Below are 16,745 nucleotides of genomic sequence, written 5' to 3'. Positions count from 1 at the left end.
TATCCGGAGGCTCTGCCTCCTTATTCCCGCGAGGCAGAGCCTCGGATACCCTCGTTTCTAGGCAGAGCCTAGGAACGCAGATCCGGAAGCTCTGCCTCCTTATTCCCGCGAGGCAGAGCCTCGGATCAGGCATTCCCAGGCAGAGCCTGGGAACGAGAAAAAAAACCTCCTATTATCCTCTATAATAAAAATTGATGAAGCTACCAAGGAATGATTAAATGGTAACAACAACATCAACTCCCGTAGAGCAGCAAACTACCCCAGAAAACCGAGTTATTTTAAAAGGTGTCACTTGGTCAACTTTTAAAGCATTGCTGGCAGATGTTGGGGACGATAGAGCTTGGAGAATTGCTTACGATGAAGGAGTATTAGAAATCAGGATGCCGCTGGAAGAACACGAAGAACCCAAACGACTGATAGAAAGCTTTGTAGAAGCCATTGTAGATGAGCTGGAAATTGAACTTAGGAGTCTTGGTTCGCTGACTCTTGAACGAGAAGATTTAACTCGTGCTGTAGAACCTGATTCCTGTTTCTACATTCAAAATGAATCTTTAGTTAGAGGTAGAAATATCAATTTGCCAAATGACCCGCCACCGGATTTAGCGATCGAGTCGGATTACACGAATTCATCTGTGAATAAGTTTACAATTTATGCTGCAATTGGCGTGCCCGAAATCTGGAGGTATCGGCGGGAATCTCTGCAAGTTTATCAACTGGTAGATGGAAAATATGAAAAGTGCGATCGCAGTTTAGCTTTTCCCTTTTTACCCGTTGCCGAAATTCCCGGTTTCATCGAACAAAGCAGAACAGTCGGACAGCGTGCGGCTGTGCGTTTGTTTCGGCAAAGAATTAAAGAAATTTTACTCAGTCAAAGTTCACGAAAAAATCCTACTTACTGTAGTTTAAAAACTAGCAAATCAATTTAAATTACATCAGCGTTAATCAGCGTTCATCTGCGGTAAAAAAAAATATTTAATTCCCTAAAAAATCAATTGATAAACTCCTGCACTCTCTGCCAAACTCGCTCCAATAAATCTGGCGTGCTAACATCAAACCATTCAATTTCAGGATAAGCTCGAAACCAAGTCCGCTGTCTCTTAGCAAATTGCCGCGTGTGCAAAATTGTTAATTCTTTGGCTTCTTCAAGCTTAATGTCGCCAGCCAAATATTGTTTCATTTCCTGATAGCCCAGCGTGTTCAACAGTGGCAAATCGCAGCCGTATTTTTTACACAAATATTCTACTTCAGCGATCCAACCGCGTTCTAGCATTTGTTCGGTGCGCTGTTTGATCCGATCGACCAAAACATCGATTTCGCAATCCAACCCAATTTGTAAAATAGGATAATTGGGAGGATTTTCGCCCTGCTGTTCGGAAATAGGGCGACCGGTGACATAAAATACTTCCAGTGCTCTTAAAGTTCTTACTGGGTCATTGAGGTGAATTTTATCAGCGGCAGAGCGATCGACCTGCTGCAACATCGCGTAACATTGAGATTGTCCGAGTTCCGCAAGTTGCGATCGCAATTCGGGCATGGGTGCTACCCTCGGAATTTTCAAACCCCTGACTACAGACTTAATATATAAGCCCGTCCCTCCCACCAACAACAGGGGGGGAGAAACAGGAAAATCGACAGCAGCAATTAAATTTTGAGCTTGCTGTTGGTAATCTGCCAGTGTCATTGTTTCTGTCGGATCGCAGATGTCAATTAAGTGATGCGGTACACAAGTGCGATCGACCGCCGTCGGTTTTGCGGTTCCGATGTCAAATTCGCGGTACACTTGACGGGAGTCCGCACTCAGGATCGAGGATTGCAGTCGCCCCGCCAAAGCCAAAGCCACTCCCGACTTCCCCGTCGCCGTCGCCCCGCAAATCGTAATTAATCTAGGCATAAGCTGTCGCACATTTCGCTATAAAAACTCTCAAATCCTTTCCTCTCCATGCTTTCCCCTCTCTCCCTCCACTGATTCACCGCGCCAGGCCCGCCGGAGTCGCTAAGTAATCTCAAAACTATTCCCCTCCCTCCCCCCAATAAATTTCCATTCAGAAAGCCCTAGCATCGCGTTTAACGGTTTTGTGCTATAATTTTAGGAGTTTTCCCATTTTAGAAGCTTTTGGGGCATTAGACCTCATTATTGGAGCTATTTTTGTATGACCAGCAGCTACAGCGCCGACCAAATTCAAGTTCTCGAAGGTCTCGAAGCAGTCCGCAAACGACCGGGGATGTACATAGGTACCACCGGCCCGCGAGGACTCCACCATCTAGTTTACGAGGTTGTGGACAATTCCATTGATGAGGCGCTGGCTGGCCACTGCACTCACATCGAGGTTGACTTCAACGCAGACGGTTCAGTTACTGTCACAGATGACGGTAGGGGCATTCCCACCGGCATCGTTGCCAAGACTGGCAAATCGGGAATAGAAACAGTAATGACTGTACTTCACGCCGGCGGCAAGTTTGGCGGCGGCGGTTACAAGGTTTCTGGAGGGTTGCACGGTGTAGGTATTTCGGTTGTTAACGCGCTTTCGGAGTGGGTAGAGGTTACGGTTTGGCGCGACCAAAAAGAACATTTGCAGCGCTACGAAAGAGGCTTTCCAGTCAGCGAACTTCAGGTAAAGCCCTGCAAAGGAAATCGCACCGGTACTTCAGTTTCTTTCTTGCCAGACACTCAGATATTTAGCACTGGCATTGAGTTCGATTACGCTACGGTTGCCGGACGCTTGCGAGAATTGGCTTATTTGAATGCGGGCGTAAAAATTTCCTTTGGCGATCGCCGCTTGGAATTGCTCAAAAGTAGCGAACCGCGCGTTGAAACTTATTGTTACGAGGGTGGCATCAAGGAATACGTCACCTACATGAACCGCGAAAAGCAGCCCTTGCACGAAGAAGTGATCTACGTGCAAGGAGAACGCAACAACGTGCAAATAGAAGTGTCTTTGCAGTGGTGCGTCGATGCTTTTAGCGACAACGTTCTAGGTTTTGCTAACAACATTCGGACGATCGACGGAGGCACGCACTTAGAAGGTTTGAAGGCAGTTTTGACCCGGACGATGAATTCGATCGCCCGCAAGCGCAACAAAATCAAAGAAAACGAGCCCAACCTCGCCGGCGAAAACGTTCGCGAAGGTTTGACAGCAGTCATTTCGGTCAAAGTCCCAGACCCGGAATTTGAAGGTCAAACTAAAACCAAGCTAGGCAATACAGAAGTTCGGGGAATTGTCGATTCCTTGGTAGGCGAAGTATTGACAGAATATTTGGAGTTTCGCCCCCAAGTAGCTGACGCTATTTTGGAAAAAGCAATTCAGGCATTTAAGGCCGCTGAAGCTGCCCGCCGTGCCCGCGATTTAGTGCGCCGAAAATCCGTCTTAGAATCGTCTCCTTTACCTGGAAAATTAGCGGACTGTAGTTCCAGAGACCCTGCCCTGTCTGAGATATACCTGGTGGAGGGGGATTCAGCAGGCGGATCGGCAAAACAAGGGCGCGATCGCCAATTCCAAGCAATCCTGCCTTTGCGCGGTAAAATTCTCAACATTGAGAAAACCGACGACGCCAAAATCTACAAAAATAACGAAATTCAATCGTTAATTACAGCCCTGGGTTTGGGCATCAAAGGCGAAGAATTCGATCCGGGTCAATTGCGGTATCACCACATCGTAATTATGACTGACGCTGACGTTGATGGTGCCCACATCCGCACCCTGTTGCTGACATTCTTCTACCGCTATCAGCGCGCACTTGTAGAACAAGGTTACATCTATATTGCTTGTCCTCCTCTCTATAAAGTGGAACGGGGACGCAATCATTACTACTGTTACAGCGATCGCGAAATGAACAATCTCGTCCGCAATGAATTTCCGGCGAATGCTAACTACACCATCCAGCGGTTCAAAGGTTTGGGCGAAATGATGCCGACACAGTTGTGGGATACGACGATGAACCCAGAAACTCGGACCCTGAAACGGGTGGAAATTGAAGACGCTGCTGAGGCCGATCGCATCTTTACGATCTTAATGGGCGATCGTGTCGCCCCCCGCCGCGAATTCATCGAAACCTACGGCCCCAAACTCAACCTCCTCGACTTGGACATCTAAATTAGCCAGGAGTCAGTAGCCATTAGTCATTAGTCAGTAGTCATTCGCTAACAGCCAAGGACTAAGGACTAATGACTAAACTGTTTGTGCCTTCTACCTTCGGATGCCGAATGCTGAGTCTAAGTTTTGTTATAAAAATTAATACAATCTCTCATCAAATCGGTCTAAGGTAAATGCTTAGGTAAATTTGAGATTTTTGGCGCGTGGATCAACCATCACAAAAATAGAAGGTTGGACAATATAGCGTCAACAACCAAGGTCTAAAGACATTGGGCTTCTAGCCTCAGACTTAAACCCGAGTTGACCAGACTCAGTACCTGGGTACTACGTTAACGGTAAGAGTGAAAGACCTACCAGGGAATGCCAAGCTAGTTCCTTGCCAAGCGAAATTTAGGATTAAACAGACTTATTGGGTTAAATAAGTGTCCTAAATCGAGTACCGGCCGTTAACTAAGGCGCAAGCTAACATCACCCCTCTCAATTAGGCTCGAAAGAGCAAACATTATGCGATCGCAGGTTGCAAAATTTGAGATGGTAATTTCGATGCACGATCGCGTACCCGAAGTGTCCCATCGCTCGTACATTACATTCATTACACCTTTTCTAGCAATCCTCGTGTAATGGAAAGATTCACGGCAGTTTCAACCGCCGAACCGTTTCCCACGAGCGCGTCTAAAGACGCGCTCGGAGCCCACTTACCGAATTTTTTTATGAGCATCAATTTAGCGACCAAATTGCGTGAGGGAACGAAAAAGTCCCACACAATGGCAGAAAACGTCGGTTTTGTCAAGTGTTTTTTAAAAGGCGTTGTAGAAAAAACTTCTTACCGGAAGTTAGTAGGAAACCTCTACTTTGTCTACTCGGCAATGGAAGAGGAAATGGAACGCCAAAAGCAGCATCCGGTTGTTTCAAAAATTTACTTTTCTCAGTTGAATCGGAAACAAAGTTTAGAGCAAGATTTATTTTACTACCACGGTGCCAATTGGCGCGAACAAGTAGCGCCGTCACCAGCAGCTAAAGCCTACGTCCAGCGGATTCGGGAGATATCGGTGACCGCACCGGAACTGTTAGTAGCTCACTCTTACACTCGCTACCTTGGCGATTTATCCGGCGGACAAATCCTTAAGGGAATTGCCCAGCGGGGGATGAATCTTTCCGAGGGAGAAGGCATTGCTTTCTATGAATTCCAGGATATTCCTGATGAAAAAGAATTCAAAGCTAACTACCGTCAGGCCATGAATGAACTGCCGATTGACGAAGCAACAGCAGAGCGAATTGTTGACGAAGCTAATGCAGCTTTTGGCATGAACATGAAGATGTTCATGGAGTTAGAAGGCAATTTGATTAAAGCTGTCGGTCAGATGCTTTTCAATACCCTGACGCGGAAGCGCGGCGGCGCCAGTACCGAATTGGCTACTGCTGATTGAGCCAACACCCATTGGCAATAAATTGAGCCTCGTTTAAGAGGAAAAACTTAAATCCTGGGGGTTTGATGGCTGCTTTTACAGTCACCAAAGCTCCGGGATTTTGCATGGCGGGCGAGAGACTTTGTATAGCAGAAGGAAGAAGGAAGAAGGAAGAAGGAAGTTCGGCAACGGATTCGCAAGGGCGGATGTAACGGATGTAACGGATGTCAGGAAGAAGGAAGAAGGAAGTCGGAAGAAGGAAGATTTTCCCATCCCCCACTCTCCCCTTCTCCCACTCTCCCCTTCTCCCACTCTCCCCTTCTCCCACTCTCCCACTCTCCCCCTCCGATCCTCTTCCACTTTCCCACTCGGACACTCGGACATTCGGACAAAAATTCCTTAATAATTAACAAACCACACGGCATAATCATCTAATAACTGATTGTTGGGGGAGATTACATCAACTGATTCTAACTCGGACAAAGGCAACATAAACTTTTGGCGCTCGCCGACGCGCTGCACTTCCACAAATATGCCTTCTTCCTGAACAACAAAATCCTCCAACCGATTAATGGTGAAGCTATCAGTATAAGAAGGTTGAGTTTTTTTGAGCCTTGCATATTCTTTTTTGCTGCCAGAACCCATTGTATATTCTTCTTCCCATTCAAACTCTTCTATGCCGGTAACGTGGCACGGAAGTTGAATATTTTGCTTGATGTACTCTAAATACTTGGCTGAATTTTCAAGGCTGACATCAATATTTTTCGATCCTAAAATTTGGTGAATTTTACTTTCAAAATGCTTGACATTGAATGGGATATTTTCCTGGAGATGGGCGAACATTTCTGGGTCGAACCCCGATCTCAATTCGGGTACTTCCGCCAGGAGGCGTTGGATGTCGTTTAGCGGTTTCGGTCTTCTGCCTGCTACAATGGTTTCATCAAGCTGAACTGGAGGAAGTTCGGAGTGTGAAGGAAGGGATTTACTTCGATCGGGGCGATCGTCCAATTTAGATTTGTTAACTTTAGATTTGTTAACTTTAGGCTGGTTAACTTTAGGCTTGTTAAATTTAGGCATCGCTCGGTCTCGCTGTATCGGTTTATCAATAAAGTATATCTTGGCAGAAGTACATTCGTGTCTAATAGGAGGAAGCTGTAATGCAACTACTGAAATCGCCTGATGAATCGGAAGTCTATCAAGGACAATTCGGCGAGTTTACGATTACTCAAAGCGATCGCACGGGAGTGTTGATTTACCGCGCCGGATTGGGGGTGGCGGCGCTGTGTTTTGCGATCGGCGCTACTCTGGTGCTACAACAGAGCGACAACCCAATTGCAATCCAAGCTGTAACGCCTGTTTTTGCTTGTTTCTGGATAGCTTTAGGCGTCAGCTTAGCAACTATTCACATTTACATGATAGCGCTGCACCGAGCACTACAAGTGTTTTGGGCGATCGGCGGCGCAGCAGCATTGTTTGTCGCCGTACAAAGCAGCGAACCCTTAGCTTTAGCAGTGTACGAACATCCAGCCACGTTGTGGGGAATTGGCTTTACTTTTGCCGCCTTAAATGGCATTTATTTTAAAGAAGCTTTTTGCTTTAACCGCCTAGAAACTAAGTTTTTGACTCCGGGAGTTCCGATCTTAATTTTAGGACATATGTTCGGCTTTCTGTCAGTAGAAAATAAACAGTTTTTGCTAGCAATTTGGGCGGCTTTGTTTATCATCTTTGCTGTGCGCAAGTTTTTTCAACCGATGCCGCAGGATATCGGCGATAAAAGCGTTTTTGAGTATCTGAAACACCAATAGTCTAGAAGAAGGAAGAAGGAAGAAGGAAGAAGGAAGAAGGAAGAAGGAAGAAGAGAGAAACAGTTCTTGTAAGGTGCGGATTGGGTACCCGAAAGTTTTCGTAAAGTGCGCAATCCGCACCAGGACATTAGATGTATTGGCGTGATTTCTATAATAATTTGATTGATATAGCAACCGCGCCCGACGGTGAGGACGTTCTTAATTGCTGACACCCCTTCTTCCTTCTTTCGACTTCCTTCTTCCTTCTTCCTTCTTCCTTCAACATCTGCTATATGAATTTTGCGAGACTGCGAAAACTCAAAATCAAAATTAGTCTAATTCGCCGCCGAGAAATGTGGGCAATTACCAGGGAAGGTTGGGTAATTGCTATCATGGGATTAATAATTGCAATGCTATTAATGATCACAAACATCCATCCATTCTTGGCGGTAAACGCGCCGATTCAAGCAGATACATTGGTTGTCGAAGGCTGGTTGCCGGATTATGCAATCAAAAGTGCGATCGCGGAATTCAAAAAAGGCGAATACCGCCAATTAATTACCACAGGAATTCCTTTAAGTAAAGGCTACTATCTCGCTGAATATAAAAATTATGCCGAACTGACTGCCGCGACTTGTATTGCGTTAGGATTTGATAAAGACAAAGTAATAGCTGTACCAGCAACGAGTGTTGTGAAACACCGCACAGCTGCTTCTGCGATCGCACTTCGGGATTGGCTGGCTGCTTCTGCCCTAAAAGTTGACTCAATTAATCTTTATTCTTTTGGCCCTCACGCCCGCAGAAGTTGGATTGTTTTCAAAGCAGTGCTGAATCCTGACATTAAAGTCGGCATTATAGCTGCGGAACCGCAAGATTACAACCCACAAGAATGGTGGAAATCGAGCGCAGGTTTTCGGACTGTGACAGCAGAAATTATTGCTTATATTTACGCCCGTTTCGTCGATTGGAAAACCTAGCCAGTAATTGTCAACCTCTCTCTTAATTCCCTTCGCGTTCTCCGCGCCTTCGCGGTTCGTTAAAAAAAAATCTATATAGCAGTTTTAAATCTGTGTAAATACAGGACACGCCAGTGCCGTTTTCCTACTATATTCAACCGAAAATGATAAAATTATTCTCAAATAAGTTGAGGGCAACTCCTTGGTAGAAGAACGCGCTTACTGGTTAGCATGGTCGCAAATTAACGGTATCGGGCCGATTTTGTTGCAAAGATTGCACCAACATTTCAATAGTTTGGCAGAAGCTTGGACGGCAAAACCCGTAGATTTCATGCGAGTCGAAGGGTTTGGTAAGCAGATAATAGAAACTATTTTGCAAGAACGAGCTAAACTCAATCCAGAAGAATTTATCGAAAAACATCTTATAAAAAATCCCTGTTTCTGGACGCCCGCAGATCCAGATTATCCCCGCTTATTATTGGAAATTTCCAATCCGCCGCCGGTGCTTTACTATCGCGGTTTAGTCAATGTAAAAGAGAATCAAGGAATTACGCCGACGGTGGCAATTGTTGGCACTCGCAGCCCTTCGGAATACGGCAGAAGGTGGACTCGCAAAATTAGTACGGCTTTGGCTAAAAGCGGTTTTACTGTTGTTTCGGGATTGGCGGCTGGGATTGATACAGAGGCTCATACAAGCTGTTTGGAGGCGGGAGGCAGGACTTTGGCTGTATTTGGAACAGGGGTCGATATTGTTTATCCTAAGCCAAATGAGAGGTTGCGCGATCGCGTTTTGCAGCAGGGATTGGCAATTAGCGAATATCCGGCGGGCACTCAACCGAATAAAACAAATTTTCCGCGCCGAAATCGCATAATTGCTGGCTTGAGCCGCGCTACAATAGTAATAGAAGCTCCGCAAAAATCAGGCGCCTTAATTACTGCTTATCAAGCTAATGATTTTTGCCGGGATGTGTATGTTTTGACGGCAAGATTGGATGATGAGCGTTCCTTTGGGTGTTTGGAGTTGCTGAGTAAAGGTGCTCATCCGATTCTGCCGAGTAGCGATCGACTCTTAAGCGAAGACAGGTTGTTGGAAATGCTCGGAGCTCTGCCAAAATTGGATAAGGCCGAGCAGTTGTCGCTATTTCCACTAAATCCGACGGTTGAGAAGCAAGGGCCGCCGTTGGAGCCTGAATTGGCTAAGGTGTTAAGTGCGATCGAATCTGGACCGATTTCTTTTGATACAATCGTGGAAGCAGCGGGATTAGAAGCGGGAACAGTTTCTAGTATACTTTTGCAGTTGGAATTGTTGGGATTAGTTTCGCAGTTACCGGGAATGCGATATCAGCTTTTATCCCCTTGATTATTCGGCGGTTGAAACCGCTTAAGACTCAAACTCTCATCCGCCGACGCGGAGTGAAAACAGGAGTATTTAACCCGGATTTTGGGTCAGTCCGATGGCAGAGCACTTTATACCAAATCTGTTAGCATCGGAATTATTCCTATCTCTATTCTCTTAATCTGCGTGAATCTGCGTCAATCCATTGTTATCTGCGGTTAACAAATTCTCTTTTTTAAACCGCAGATACAGGCAGATAAACACAGATTAACGCAGATGAATTATATGATTTCCGGTTGCACGGTCCTTGGTTGACTGTTGACTGGATTTTACGCCCGACGATGCACACCGGATTTGATATTAGCTATGAGACAGGGGTTTTAAACCCCTGTCGTACTATCAGACTCACGAGTTTCTCGGAATGCCGAAATCTGCGCAATCAACCCGAACTCGCTCTTAAATCAATCCGAAATTAACTGCGCTAATACTGCTAGCAGAAACTCCGGTGAGAGAAGCTAAAATCTTCCCTGTTTGTGCAAACCGGATTAATGTTGCACCGCTATCTTCAGCAATTGTTAATTGCGAGAAACTCAGTCCGTTACCCAATACTAACAAGTCTTTACCGACTTCAAAATCGGTAATCGTATCAGTATCGGAATTGGTAGAGAGTAAGAACTTATCTACTCCCATTCCTCCTATCAAAATATCAATTCCCAAACCGCCCGTCAGCAAATCATCGCCCTTACCTCCGTAAAGAATATCATTACCATCATCGCCATTCAAAGTGTCAGCACCGCGGCCGGCAAACAAGGCATCATCACCGCTACTTCCGAGCAAAGTATCGCTATCTTTGCCACCGAAAATAGTGTCATTCCCCAGGCCGCCATCGAGGGAATCATTGCCCCTCATGCCCATCAAAACATTATTCGCGCTGTCGCCAGTTAGGATATCGTCGCCATTTGTACCGAGAATTGCCTGAGGGGAATTGCTGCCCAAATCTGCATCGCCACTGACAACTGGAGTTGCAATCCCAGTCGGCAATATTACAGATTCAATTCTGCTATCTAAACCAGTACCTGTATTGTCAGCAACTACCTGGGAAATAGGTTTATTTCCCGTACCAACTTCTTTGAAGTCTTGAGTTGTTGGGCCCAAGGCTACTTGTTGGAGGCGGGCAAGTGATTCAGGAATTGATGTTGCTGTTGGGTTGGAGACAGCGATATCAATACGCTGATTGGCTGTTGCCATTACTGTGGCAGCTTGCGATGTAATTTGGCTGACTTGTTGACTGTTGAAACTGGGGTCAATCTGCTGGATTTTAGCGGCAGCTTGCTGAATGATTGGTTCTAAGGCTGCTGCATTACTCAGGTTTAAGACTGTACCGGATTGAATTTGATTGGTAATTGAACTGACAACAGCCTTGACAATATCGTGACTAGCTGCACTGGATGCACCGTCAATCAAAGCGGCAGTTTGAGTGATGAAGTTTTGGACTTTCACCATTGCTGCTAAGACTTGGACGCCGCCTGGTTGGTTGTTGTTGGTAGCGTCTATGGGATCTAAGCTAGTTAGGTCAACATCGGCGGGGAGTCCAAGGGCAGCTTTGACTAAAGATTGGGCTTCTTCAGGTGCAATTCCTTTGTCGGTTAAGTCGGCGATTAAGCTGGTTAGGAGTGTGACAACACTAGAATCTGGTGGTGCGGTGAGTGGTGTTTCTAAGGGTAACCCGGTGGCGGTGTCAGTGCCTCCTGTGACAACTAAATTGCCTTCTGAGGGGTCGATTTCTCCGTTTTTGTTGGTGTCGAAAATGTCGAAGGGGATGTTGAGATTGAACTCACCCTTGCTATCGGTGGTGGTGGATGGTTCGTTGGTGTCGAGTATGCCGTTTTTGTTGGCGTCTAGGAACACAGTAGCACCGGAGATATAACCGTCAATTGCGATGCCAGAAAAGAGCTCGGCGTTGCGGTACAGGTGGAAGAAGTCGCTGACACTGGCACCCGCATTGTCCGTTGCTGTCACCTTAATTGGCACATAGAAGAATGAGGGAACATTGCCAGCATTCAAATTCACGCTAAAGGTCAGGGTATTCGGGTCGAAGGTCAGCCAATCGGGTGGAATGAAAGTGCCGGTATTGGGGTCGAAGGTCAGCCAATCGAGAGGGTTGGGGCCGAAGGGTCCGTTGGGTTCCGGATCTGGAATTATTGAGTAGGAGTAAGTGAGACTGTCACCTGAATCTGGATCACTAAACGTGTTGGGAGCAAGAGTCAAATTGAAGTCGCCGCTAAAATTGGGATCAATTTGATTCAAGAGGGGATTAGTCACCACCGGCGGGCGGTTGTTGAGTGTAGATTCAGCATCGATAATTTTCAGAGTGGCAGAGCCCTGAGTGCCAATAATGGCATTATCCCGATTAGTAATCTGAAACGCAATTTCTTCTGTTCCCTCAAATTGACCATCCGGAAAAATGTCAATGGTGAAAGTTTTGCTATTTTCGCCTGGGTTAAAGGTGAGTTCAGCAGAGAAATTGGGGGGAACGTTCCAATCTGTTCCGTAAGTCGCTGAACCAGTAGGAGGTTCTAGGTACACCCTGGAAAAGTTGTTTAGATTCCCAGTGCGAGTCAGGGTAATTTGTCTCTGACTGATGCCTGTGGGACTTTCATTGACTTGGTAAGTAGCTTGGGAAAAATTAATTGTAGGAGGCCCCTCAGCATCCAAAATTTGCAAAGTGGCAGAGCCCTGAGTGCCAATATTGGCATTATCCCGATTAGTAATCTGAAACGCAATTTCTTCTGTTCCCTCAAATTGACCATCCGGAAAAATGTCAATGGTGAAAGTTTTGCTATTTTCGCCTGGGTTAAAGGTGAGTTCAGCAGAGAAATTGGGGGGAACGTTCCAATCTGTTCCGTAAGTCGCTGAACCAGTAGGAGGTTCTAGGTACACCCTGGAAAAGTTGTTTAGATTCCCAGTGCGAGTCAGGGTAATTTGTCTCTGACTGATGCCTGTGGGACTTTCATTGACTTGGTAAGTAGCTTGGGAAAAATTAATTGTAGGAGGCCCCTCAGCATCCAAAATTTGCAAGGTAGCAGTGTTTGCGGCGCTAATCATGGCATTATCCGCACGCTCAATCCGAAACGCAATTTCTTCTGTTCCCTCAAATTGACCATCCGGTAAGATGTCAATTGTGAAAGTTTTGCTGTTTTCGCCTGGGTTAAATGTGAGTTCAGGAGAGAAATTGAAGGGAACTTTCCAATCTGTTCCCACAGTCGCTGAACCAGTAGGAGGTTCTAGGTACACCGTGGAAAAGTTGTCTAGATTCCCAGTGCGAGTCAGGGTAATTTGTTTCTGAACGATTCCTGTGGGACTTTCATTAACTTGGTAAGTAGCTTGGAAAAAACTTACCGTGGCAGGCCTATCAATCGGTGTCGGCGTCGGCGTGACTGGTGTCGGTGTTGGCGTTGGCGTTGGCGAATCTGAATCGGGTGGTAGCGGTGCTCCCGTGGGGGTTGGACTTGGTGTGCCAGTTGTCGGAGTTGGACTTGGTGTGCCAGTTGTCGGAGTTGGACTTGGTGTGCCAGTTGTCGGCGTTGGACTTGGTGTGCCAGTTGTCGGCGTTGGACTTGGCTCTGGCGTGGGTGTCGGCGTTGGACTTGGTGTGCCAGTTGTCGGCGTTGGACTTGGTGTACCAGTTGTCGGCGTTGGACTTGGCTCTGGCGTGGGTGTCGGTGCTATGTCGTTATCAGCGATCGCCACTGTCACCCCTGGCACCACCAGCGCATTATACTTAGTATCAGCGCTGCTCACAGTGTGAGTGATATTACCGCTGTGCGCTCCTTCGACAACCGTATCATCAACAGCTTGCACCGTAACGGTTTGAGCTACATTCCAATTGTTGGCAGTGAAAGTTATAGGCGCGATCGCCCCGATCTGATTACCTGTTGTGAGAGTGATAGTTACAGGGGCGATCGGCTCCGACGTTAATTGGATGCGATAACTGTCATGGGCACCGCCTTCTGTAGCAGTTATTTGGGTAGGAGTAATTGAAACACCAGCGGTATCATTGTCCTGATTGGTAATGCTAACATCCGCTACATCTCGGTTGTTATAATTCGCATCGGTACTAACAGCAGCCCCCGTGACAATTTTGTAGTCAATATCGCCGTCAGCAATGCTATCCTCAACCCCTGTTACTGTCACCTGCTGCGGTGTATTCCAGTTAGCCGGAGTGAAAGTTAAACTATTAGTCGAAACTGTTCCCTCGGCAACATTGTCACTGTTCAAACCGATAGTAACATCAGCGAGCGGCTGAGTATTTAGAACCGCAGTAAAGTTAGCAGTGCTGCCAGATTCACCAGTAGTTAATCCCGCCGTCTGATTCACCGTAATTCCCGGAGTTTCATTGTCACTGTTGGTGACGGTGACATCATCAGGATCGAGGTTATTGTAATTAGCATCGGTACTCACAGCAGCAGCCGTGAAAATTTTGTAAGGTTGAGGGCCATCAGCTACTAAATCGTCAACACCACTCACCGTTATTGTTTGCGGTTCATTGTAGTTAGCGTCCGTGAAAGTTAAGCTATTAGTCGAAACTCTTCCCTCTGCTGTATTGTCACTCCTCAAACCGATGGTAACGTCAGCAGTAGGTTGAGCGTTGAGTTTGACTGTAAATTCTGCAGAGCCGCCAACTTCACTTGTAGTTAATCCCGATACCGGAGTAACAGTAAAGCCAGCTACATCATCATTAGTAATAGTTGTGGTAGCGGTAGCAGTGGTAATTGTCGGCGTTACGCCCGGGCTGGTGGGATTGGATAGGGTGACGGCAATGGTTTCATCGGGTTCAACTATCCTGTCGGGTAATACATCGAGAGTAATGGTTTTGGATGTTTCACCTGCGCCAAAATTAATGGTGCCAGTAACAGCAGTAGCCCCAGAAGTGCCGCCGATGCTGTTGTAATCGCTGAGGTTTGTAGCAGTGCCGGCGATCGTATAATTGACGCTACTTGCCCCGCCTGTGTCGCCGCTGCGAGTCGCAGTGAAAGTCAGAGGCTTTGTGCCGCTATTACCTTCAGGAATGCTGGCAATATCGGCGGCAATGGCATAAGAAACAGTACCGTTATCCGCAATAGTTAATGTTATTTGTTTTGTGGTATCGGCAACGCCATCGGTGATTGTGCCCCAGTTGAGAATTGCGGTTTCGGCGTTTTCAGCTATGTTGTCAGGTTTGATAGTAACTGCAAGATTCTGGGTGAGTGCGGCACCTGTTGCACCTGCAGGAAATGTAATCGAGCTAGGGTAAATGGTGTAGTCTAAATATTGGGTGGCTGTGCTGCTGGGGTCGATGACAATTGGTACTGTAAAAGTAGCTGCAGGAGTGCCGCTGAGAGTGACGGGAATATTAACTACCGTGTCTGCGGTTCCTTCTGTTGGGCTGTAAGTTGCAGCACCGAAATTTACCGCCAGGGATGATGTATTCAGCAGAATCGAGGTGTTTTGAGAGCCATAGTTCGCCGTAGCTAAATCGGATAAGCCATCTAGGTTAAAATCGCCTGCAACAATACCTTGGGGACTGTATCCCACAACAAAATTAGTGGCAGTCCCAAAGCTGCCATTGCCACTTCCCAACAAGACGGAGACATTGCTCGATTCATAGTTGGCTGTGGCTAAATCGAGTTTTCCATCGGCATTGAAGTCACCACTAGCAATAGCCCTGGGGTATTTTTCAACGCTCAAGTTGGTAGCTGGACTCAAGCCTCCACCCTCATTTCCTAACAGTATTATTGATACGTCCTTTGAGTTTTGATTGCTGGTTGCTAAGTCAAGATTATTGTCCCCGTTAAAGTCTCCTATAGCAATGCAATTAGGGCCATCTCCAACAGAAAAGTTAGTGGCGGCGCCGAAAGTGCCATTAGGATGCTGCAACAAGACGGATACAGTGTCAGAACTAAAGCTCGCTGTCGCTAAGTCTGACTTACCATCTTTGTTAAAGTCGCCGACAACCACAAAAGTGGGATTTGACCCCTCGCTCAAATTAGTAGCTGCGCCAAAAGTACCATTACCATTACCCAGCAAGATGGAGACGTTTCCAGTTTGGATAGAGTTTTGATTGGCTGTAGCTAAGTCTAAATTGCCGTCCCCGTTGAAGTCTGCCACAGCGACGCTAGAGGGGTTTAACCCCACACCAAAGTTTGACCCCACACCAAAGTAGGTGGCTGCACCAAAAGTGCCATCCCCATTCCCTAACAGGAGAGAAATATTGCTAGTCGTATAATTAGCCGTAACCAGGTCAGAATTGCCGTCAAAGTTAAAGTCGCCTACAGCGACAGATTTGGTACCGAGACCGACCTCGGGGTCGATCTTAAAATAAGTGGCAGTGCCAAATTGGCCTGTGCCATCTCCCAGTGCGATCGAGACGGTGTTGGGTCCCTGGCTGGCAAAGGCTAGGTCAAGATTGCCGTCTTTGTTAAAATCCCCACTGGCCGCTCCATTGAGATCGGAGGTTATGGGAAAATTAGTCGCAGCACCAAAAGTAGACAGAACGTACTCGTAACCCGCTAACACTTCGGCTTCAAATACCAGCGGTGTTTCTATTGAACCGGTACTCACTTCTAATTCCCAGTCGCCGCCCTTGGCTACACTTCCGGTGAGGTTTTGGGAAGCTGCAACTCTGGCCCCGGTTAATTCACTCAAGCGTTTGACAAATGCTTTACCTGTCTCGCCTGCTGCTACACAGCACCCGTACAGGAGGATAGTCGGTCGATTTTTGGCGAGTGAGTCGGTTCGTGGCGAAAACCACTGCTGTAGAGAATCCCGATCGCACTCTATATCATCTAAACTCAAGCTACCGCCGCCGAGTTGCAAGCTGCCGGGAGCACCGTGAGAAACTATGTGAATGTTGTCTATATTGCTGCGATCGCCTAAAATTTGAGTGATTTGGTCGATCGCATCCCGGTTCCCATCCAAAACGACTACTTCCGTACCCGGTTTTACCCCCGCCATCAAACCTTGATAATTTTCTACTTGAGTGTCGATAAAGGCGATCGCACTTCCTGAAACTTGATTATTTAAATTTGGCATACCACACCTGGCCAATAGCTAAAAAAAGACAATGATTTCTTTGTTTCGCGACTTTCGTCCGAAACTCTTCCTGACAGTTGTAGCCAGCATAACTGTTTTTT

Annotated in this window: 10 protein-coding genes; 7 read left to right on the top strand and 3 right to left on the bottom strand. The window is 46.7% G+C overall.

Going from position 1 to position 16,745, the window contains the following annotated elements:
• Nucleotides 1–218: 218 nt before the first annotated feature.
• The gene (locus QUB61_RS01155; RefSeq protein ID WP_333127938.1) at nucleotides 219–926 is read left to right on the top strand and encodes a Uma2 family endonuclease; all 708 of its coding nucleotides are present in this window, start codon (nucleotides 219–221) and stop codon (nucleotides 924–926) included.
• A 62-nt stretch (nucleotides 927–988) separates the two neighbouring features.
• Here the strand turns inward: QUB61_RS01155 and miaA are convergent, their stop codons facing one another.
• Entirely contained in the window at nucleotides 989–1,891 is a 903-nt protein-coding gene (gene miaA, locus QUB61_RS01150) for a tRNA (adenosine(37)-N6)-dimethylallyltransferase MiaA (RefSeq protein ID WP_333127936.1), read from the bottom strand.
• A 259-nt stretch (nucleotides 1,892–2,150) separates the two neighbouring features.
• Between miaA and gyrB the strand changes: the two genes are divergently transcribed.
• The 3 genes from gyrB to QUB61_RS01135 all read left to right on the top strand — a co-directional run bounded on the left by gyrB (nucleotide 2,151) and on the right by QUB61_RS01135 (nucleotide 5,709).
• Nucleotides 2,151–4,091 (top strand): DNA topoisomerase (ATP-hydrolyzing) subunit B, encoded by a 1,941-nt coding sequence (gene gyrB / locus QUB61_RS01145; RefSeq protein WP_333127934.1) that lies wholly within the window; start codon nucleotides 2,151–2,153, stop codon nucleotides 4,089–4,091.
• Between the two features lie 710 nt (nucleotides 4,092–4,801).
• On the top strand, nucleotides 4,802–5,518 hold the full coding sequence (locus QUB61_RS01140; protein WP_333127932.1) for a heme oxygenase (biliverdin-producing): 717 nt from the start codon (nucleotides 4,802–4,804) through the stop codon (nucleotides 5,516–5,518).
• A gap of 65 nt (nucleotides 5,519–5,583) precedes the next feature.
• A complete protein-coding gene (locus tag QUB61_RS01135) occupies nucleotides 5,584–5,709 on the top strand; it encodes a hypothetical protein (RefSeq protein ID WP_333189773.1) in 126 nt (41 codons plus the stop codon).
• Between the two features lie 187 nt (nucleotides 5,710–5,896).
• On the opposite strand, the gene QUB61_RS01130 is transcribed toward QUB61_RS01135, so the two are convergent.
• Nucleotides 5,897–6,574, bottom strand: coding sequence for a calcium-binding protein (locus tag QUB61_RS01130; RefSeq protein WP_333125129.1), 678 nt, complete (start codon nucleotides 6,572–6,574; stop codon nucleotides 5,897–5,899).
• Between the two features lie 80 nt (nucleotides 6,575–6,654).
• Here QUB61_RS01130 and QUB61_RS01125 point away from each other — a divergent pair, with 80 nt between their 5' ends.
• The 3 genes from QUB61_RS01125 (at nucleotide 6,655) to dprA (ending at nucleotide 9,597) form a co-directional block, all read left to right on the top strand.
• Nucleotides 6,655–7,302, top strand: coding sequence for a DUF2301 domain-containing membrane protein (locus QUB61_RS01125; RefSeq protein WP_333125131.1), 648 nt, complete (start codon nucleotides 6,655–6,657; stop codon nucleotides 7,300–7,302).
• Between the two features lie 272 nt (nucleotides 7,303–7,574).
• Nucleotides 7,575–8,258, top strand: coding sequence for a YdcF family protein (locus QUB61_RS01120; RefSeq protein WP_333125134.1), 684 nt, complete (start codon nucleotides 7,575–7,577; stop codon nucleotides 8,256–8,258).
• A gap of 181 nt (nucleotides 8,259–8,439) precedes the next feature.
• Nucleotides 8,440–9,597, top strand: coding sequence for a DNA-processing protein DprA (gene dprA / locus QUB61_RS01115; protein WP_333125137.1), 1,158 nt, complete (start codon nucleotides 8,440–8,442; stop codon nucleotides 9,595–9,597).
• A 432-nt stretch (nucleotides 9,598–10,029) separates the two neighbouring features.
• Here dprA and QUB61_RS01110 read toward each other — a convergent pair whose 3' ends face one another.
• Nucleotides 10,030–16,644 carry a DUF4347 domain-containing protein gene (locus QUB61_RS01110; RefSeq protein ID WP_333189771.1) on the bottom strand — a complete coding sequence of 2,205 codons (6,615 nt, stop codon included), beginning with the start codon at nucleotides 16,642–16,644 and terminating at the stop codon, nucleotides 10,030–10,032.
• Nucleotides 16,645–16,745: the final 101 nt, after the last annotated feature.

Origin of the sequence: Microcoleus sp. C2D2, assembly GCF_036702495.1 — a bacterium.
GTDB lineage: Bacteria > Cyanobacteriota > Cyanobacteriia > Cyanobacteriales > Microcoleaceae > Microcoleus.
This window is presented reverse-complemented; position numbering and strand designations above follow the sequence as displayed.

Bases quoted from the DNA above. Each gene is read 5' to 3' on its own strand.
- QUB61_RS01120 (WP_333125134.1), top strand. From the start codon at position 7,575: ATGAATTTTGCGAGACTGCGAAAACTCAAAATCAAAATTAGTCTAATT.
- QUB61_RS01110 (WP_333189771.1), bottom strand. From the start codon at position 16,644: ATGCCAAATTTAAATAATCAAGTTTCAGGAAGTGCGATCGCCTTTATC.
- miaA (WP_333127936.1), bottom strand. From the start codon at position 1,891: ATGCCTAGATTAATTACGATTTGCGGGGCGACGGCGACGGGGAAGTCG.
- QUB61_RS01155 (WP_333127938.1), top strand. From the start codon at position 219: ATGGTAACAACAACATCAACTCCCGTAGAGCAGCAAACTACCCCAGAA.
- QUB61_RS01140 (WP_333127932.1), top strand. From the start codon at position 4,802: ATGAGCATCAATTTAGCGACCAAATTGCGTGAGGGAACGAAAAAGTCC.
- gyrB (WP_333127934.1), top strand. From the start codon at position 2,151: ATGACCAGCAGCTACAGCGCCGACCAAATTCAAGTTCTCGAAGGTCTC.
- QUB61_RS01135 (WP_333189773.1), top strand. From the start codon at position 5,584: ATGGCTGCTTTTACAGTCACCAAAGCTCCGGGATTTTGCATGGCGGGC.
- QUB61_RS01130 (WP_333125129.1), bottom strand. From the start codon at position 6,574: ATGCCTAAATTTAACAAGCCTAAAGTTAACCAGCCTAAAGTTAACAAA.
- QUB61_RS01125 (WP_333125131.1), top strand. From the start codon at position 6,655: ATGCAACTACTGAAATCGCCTGATGAATCGGAAGTCTATCAAGGACAA.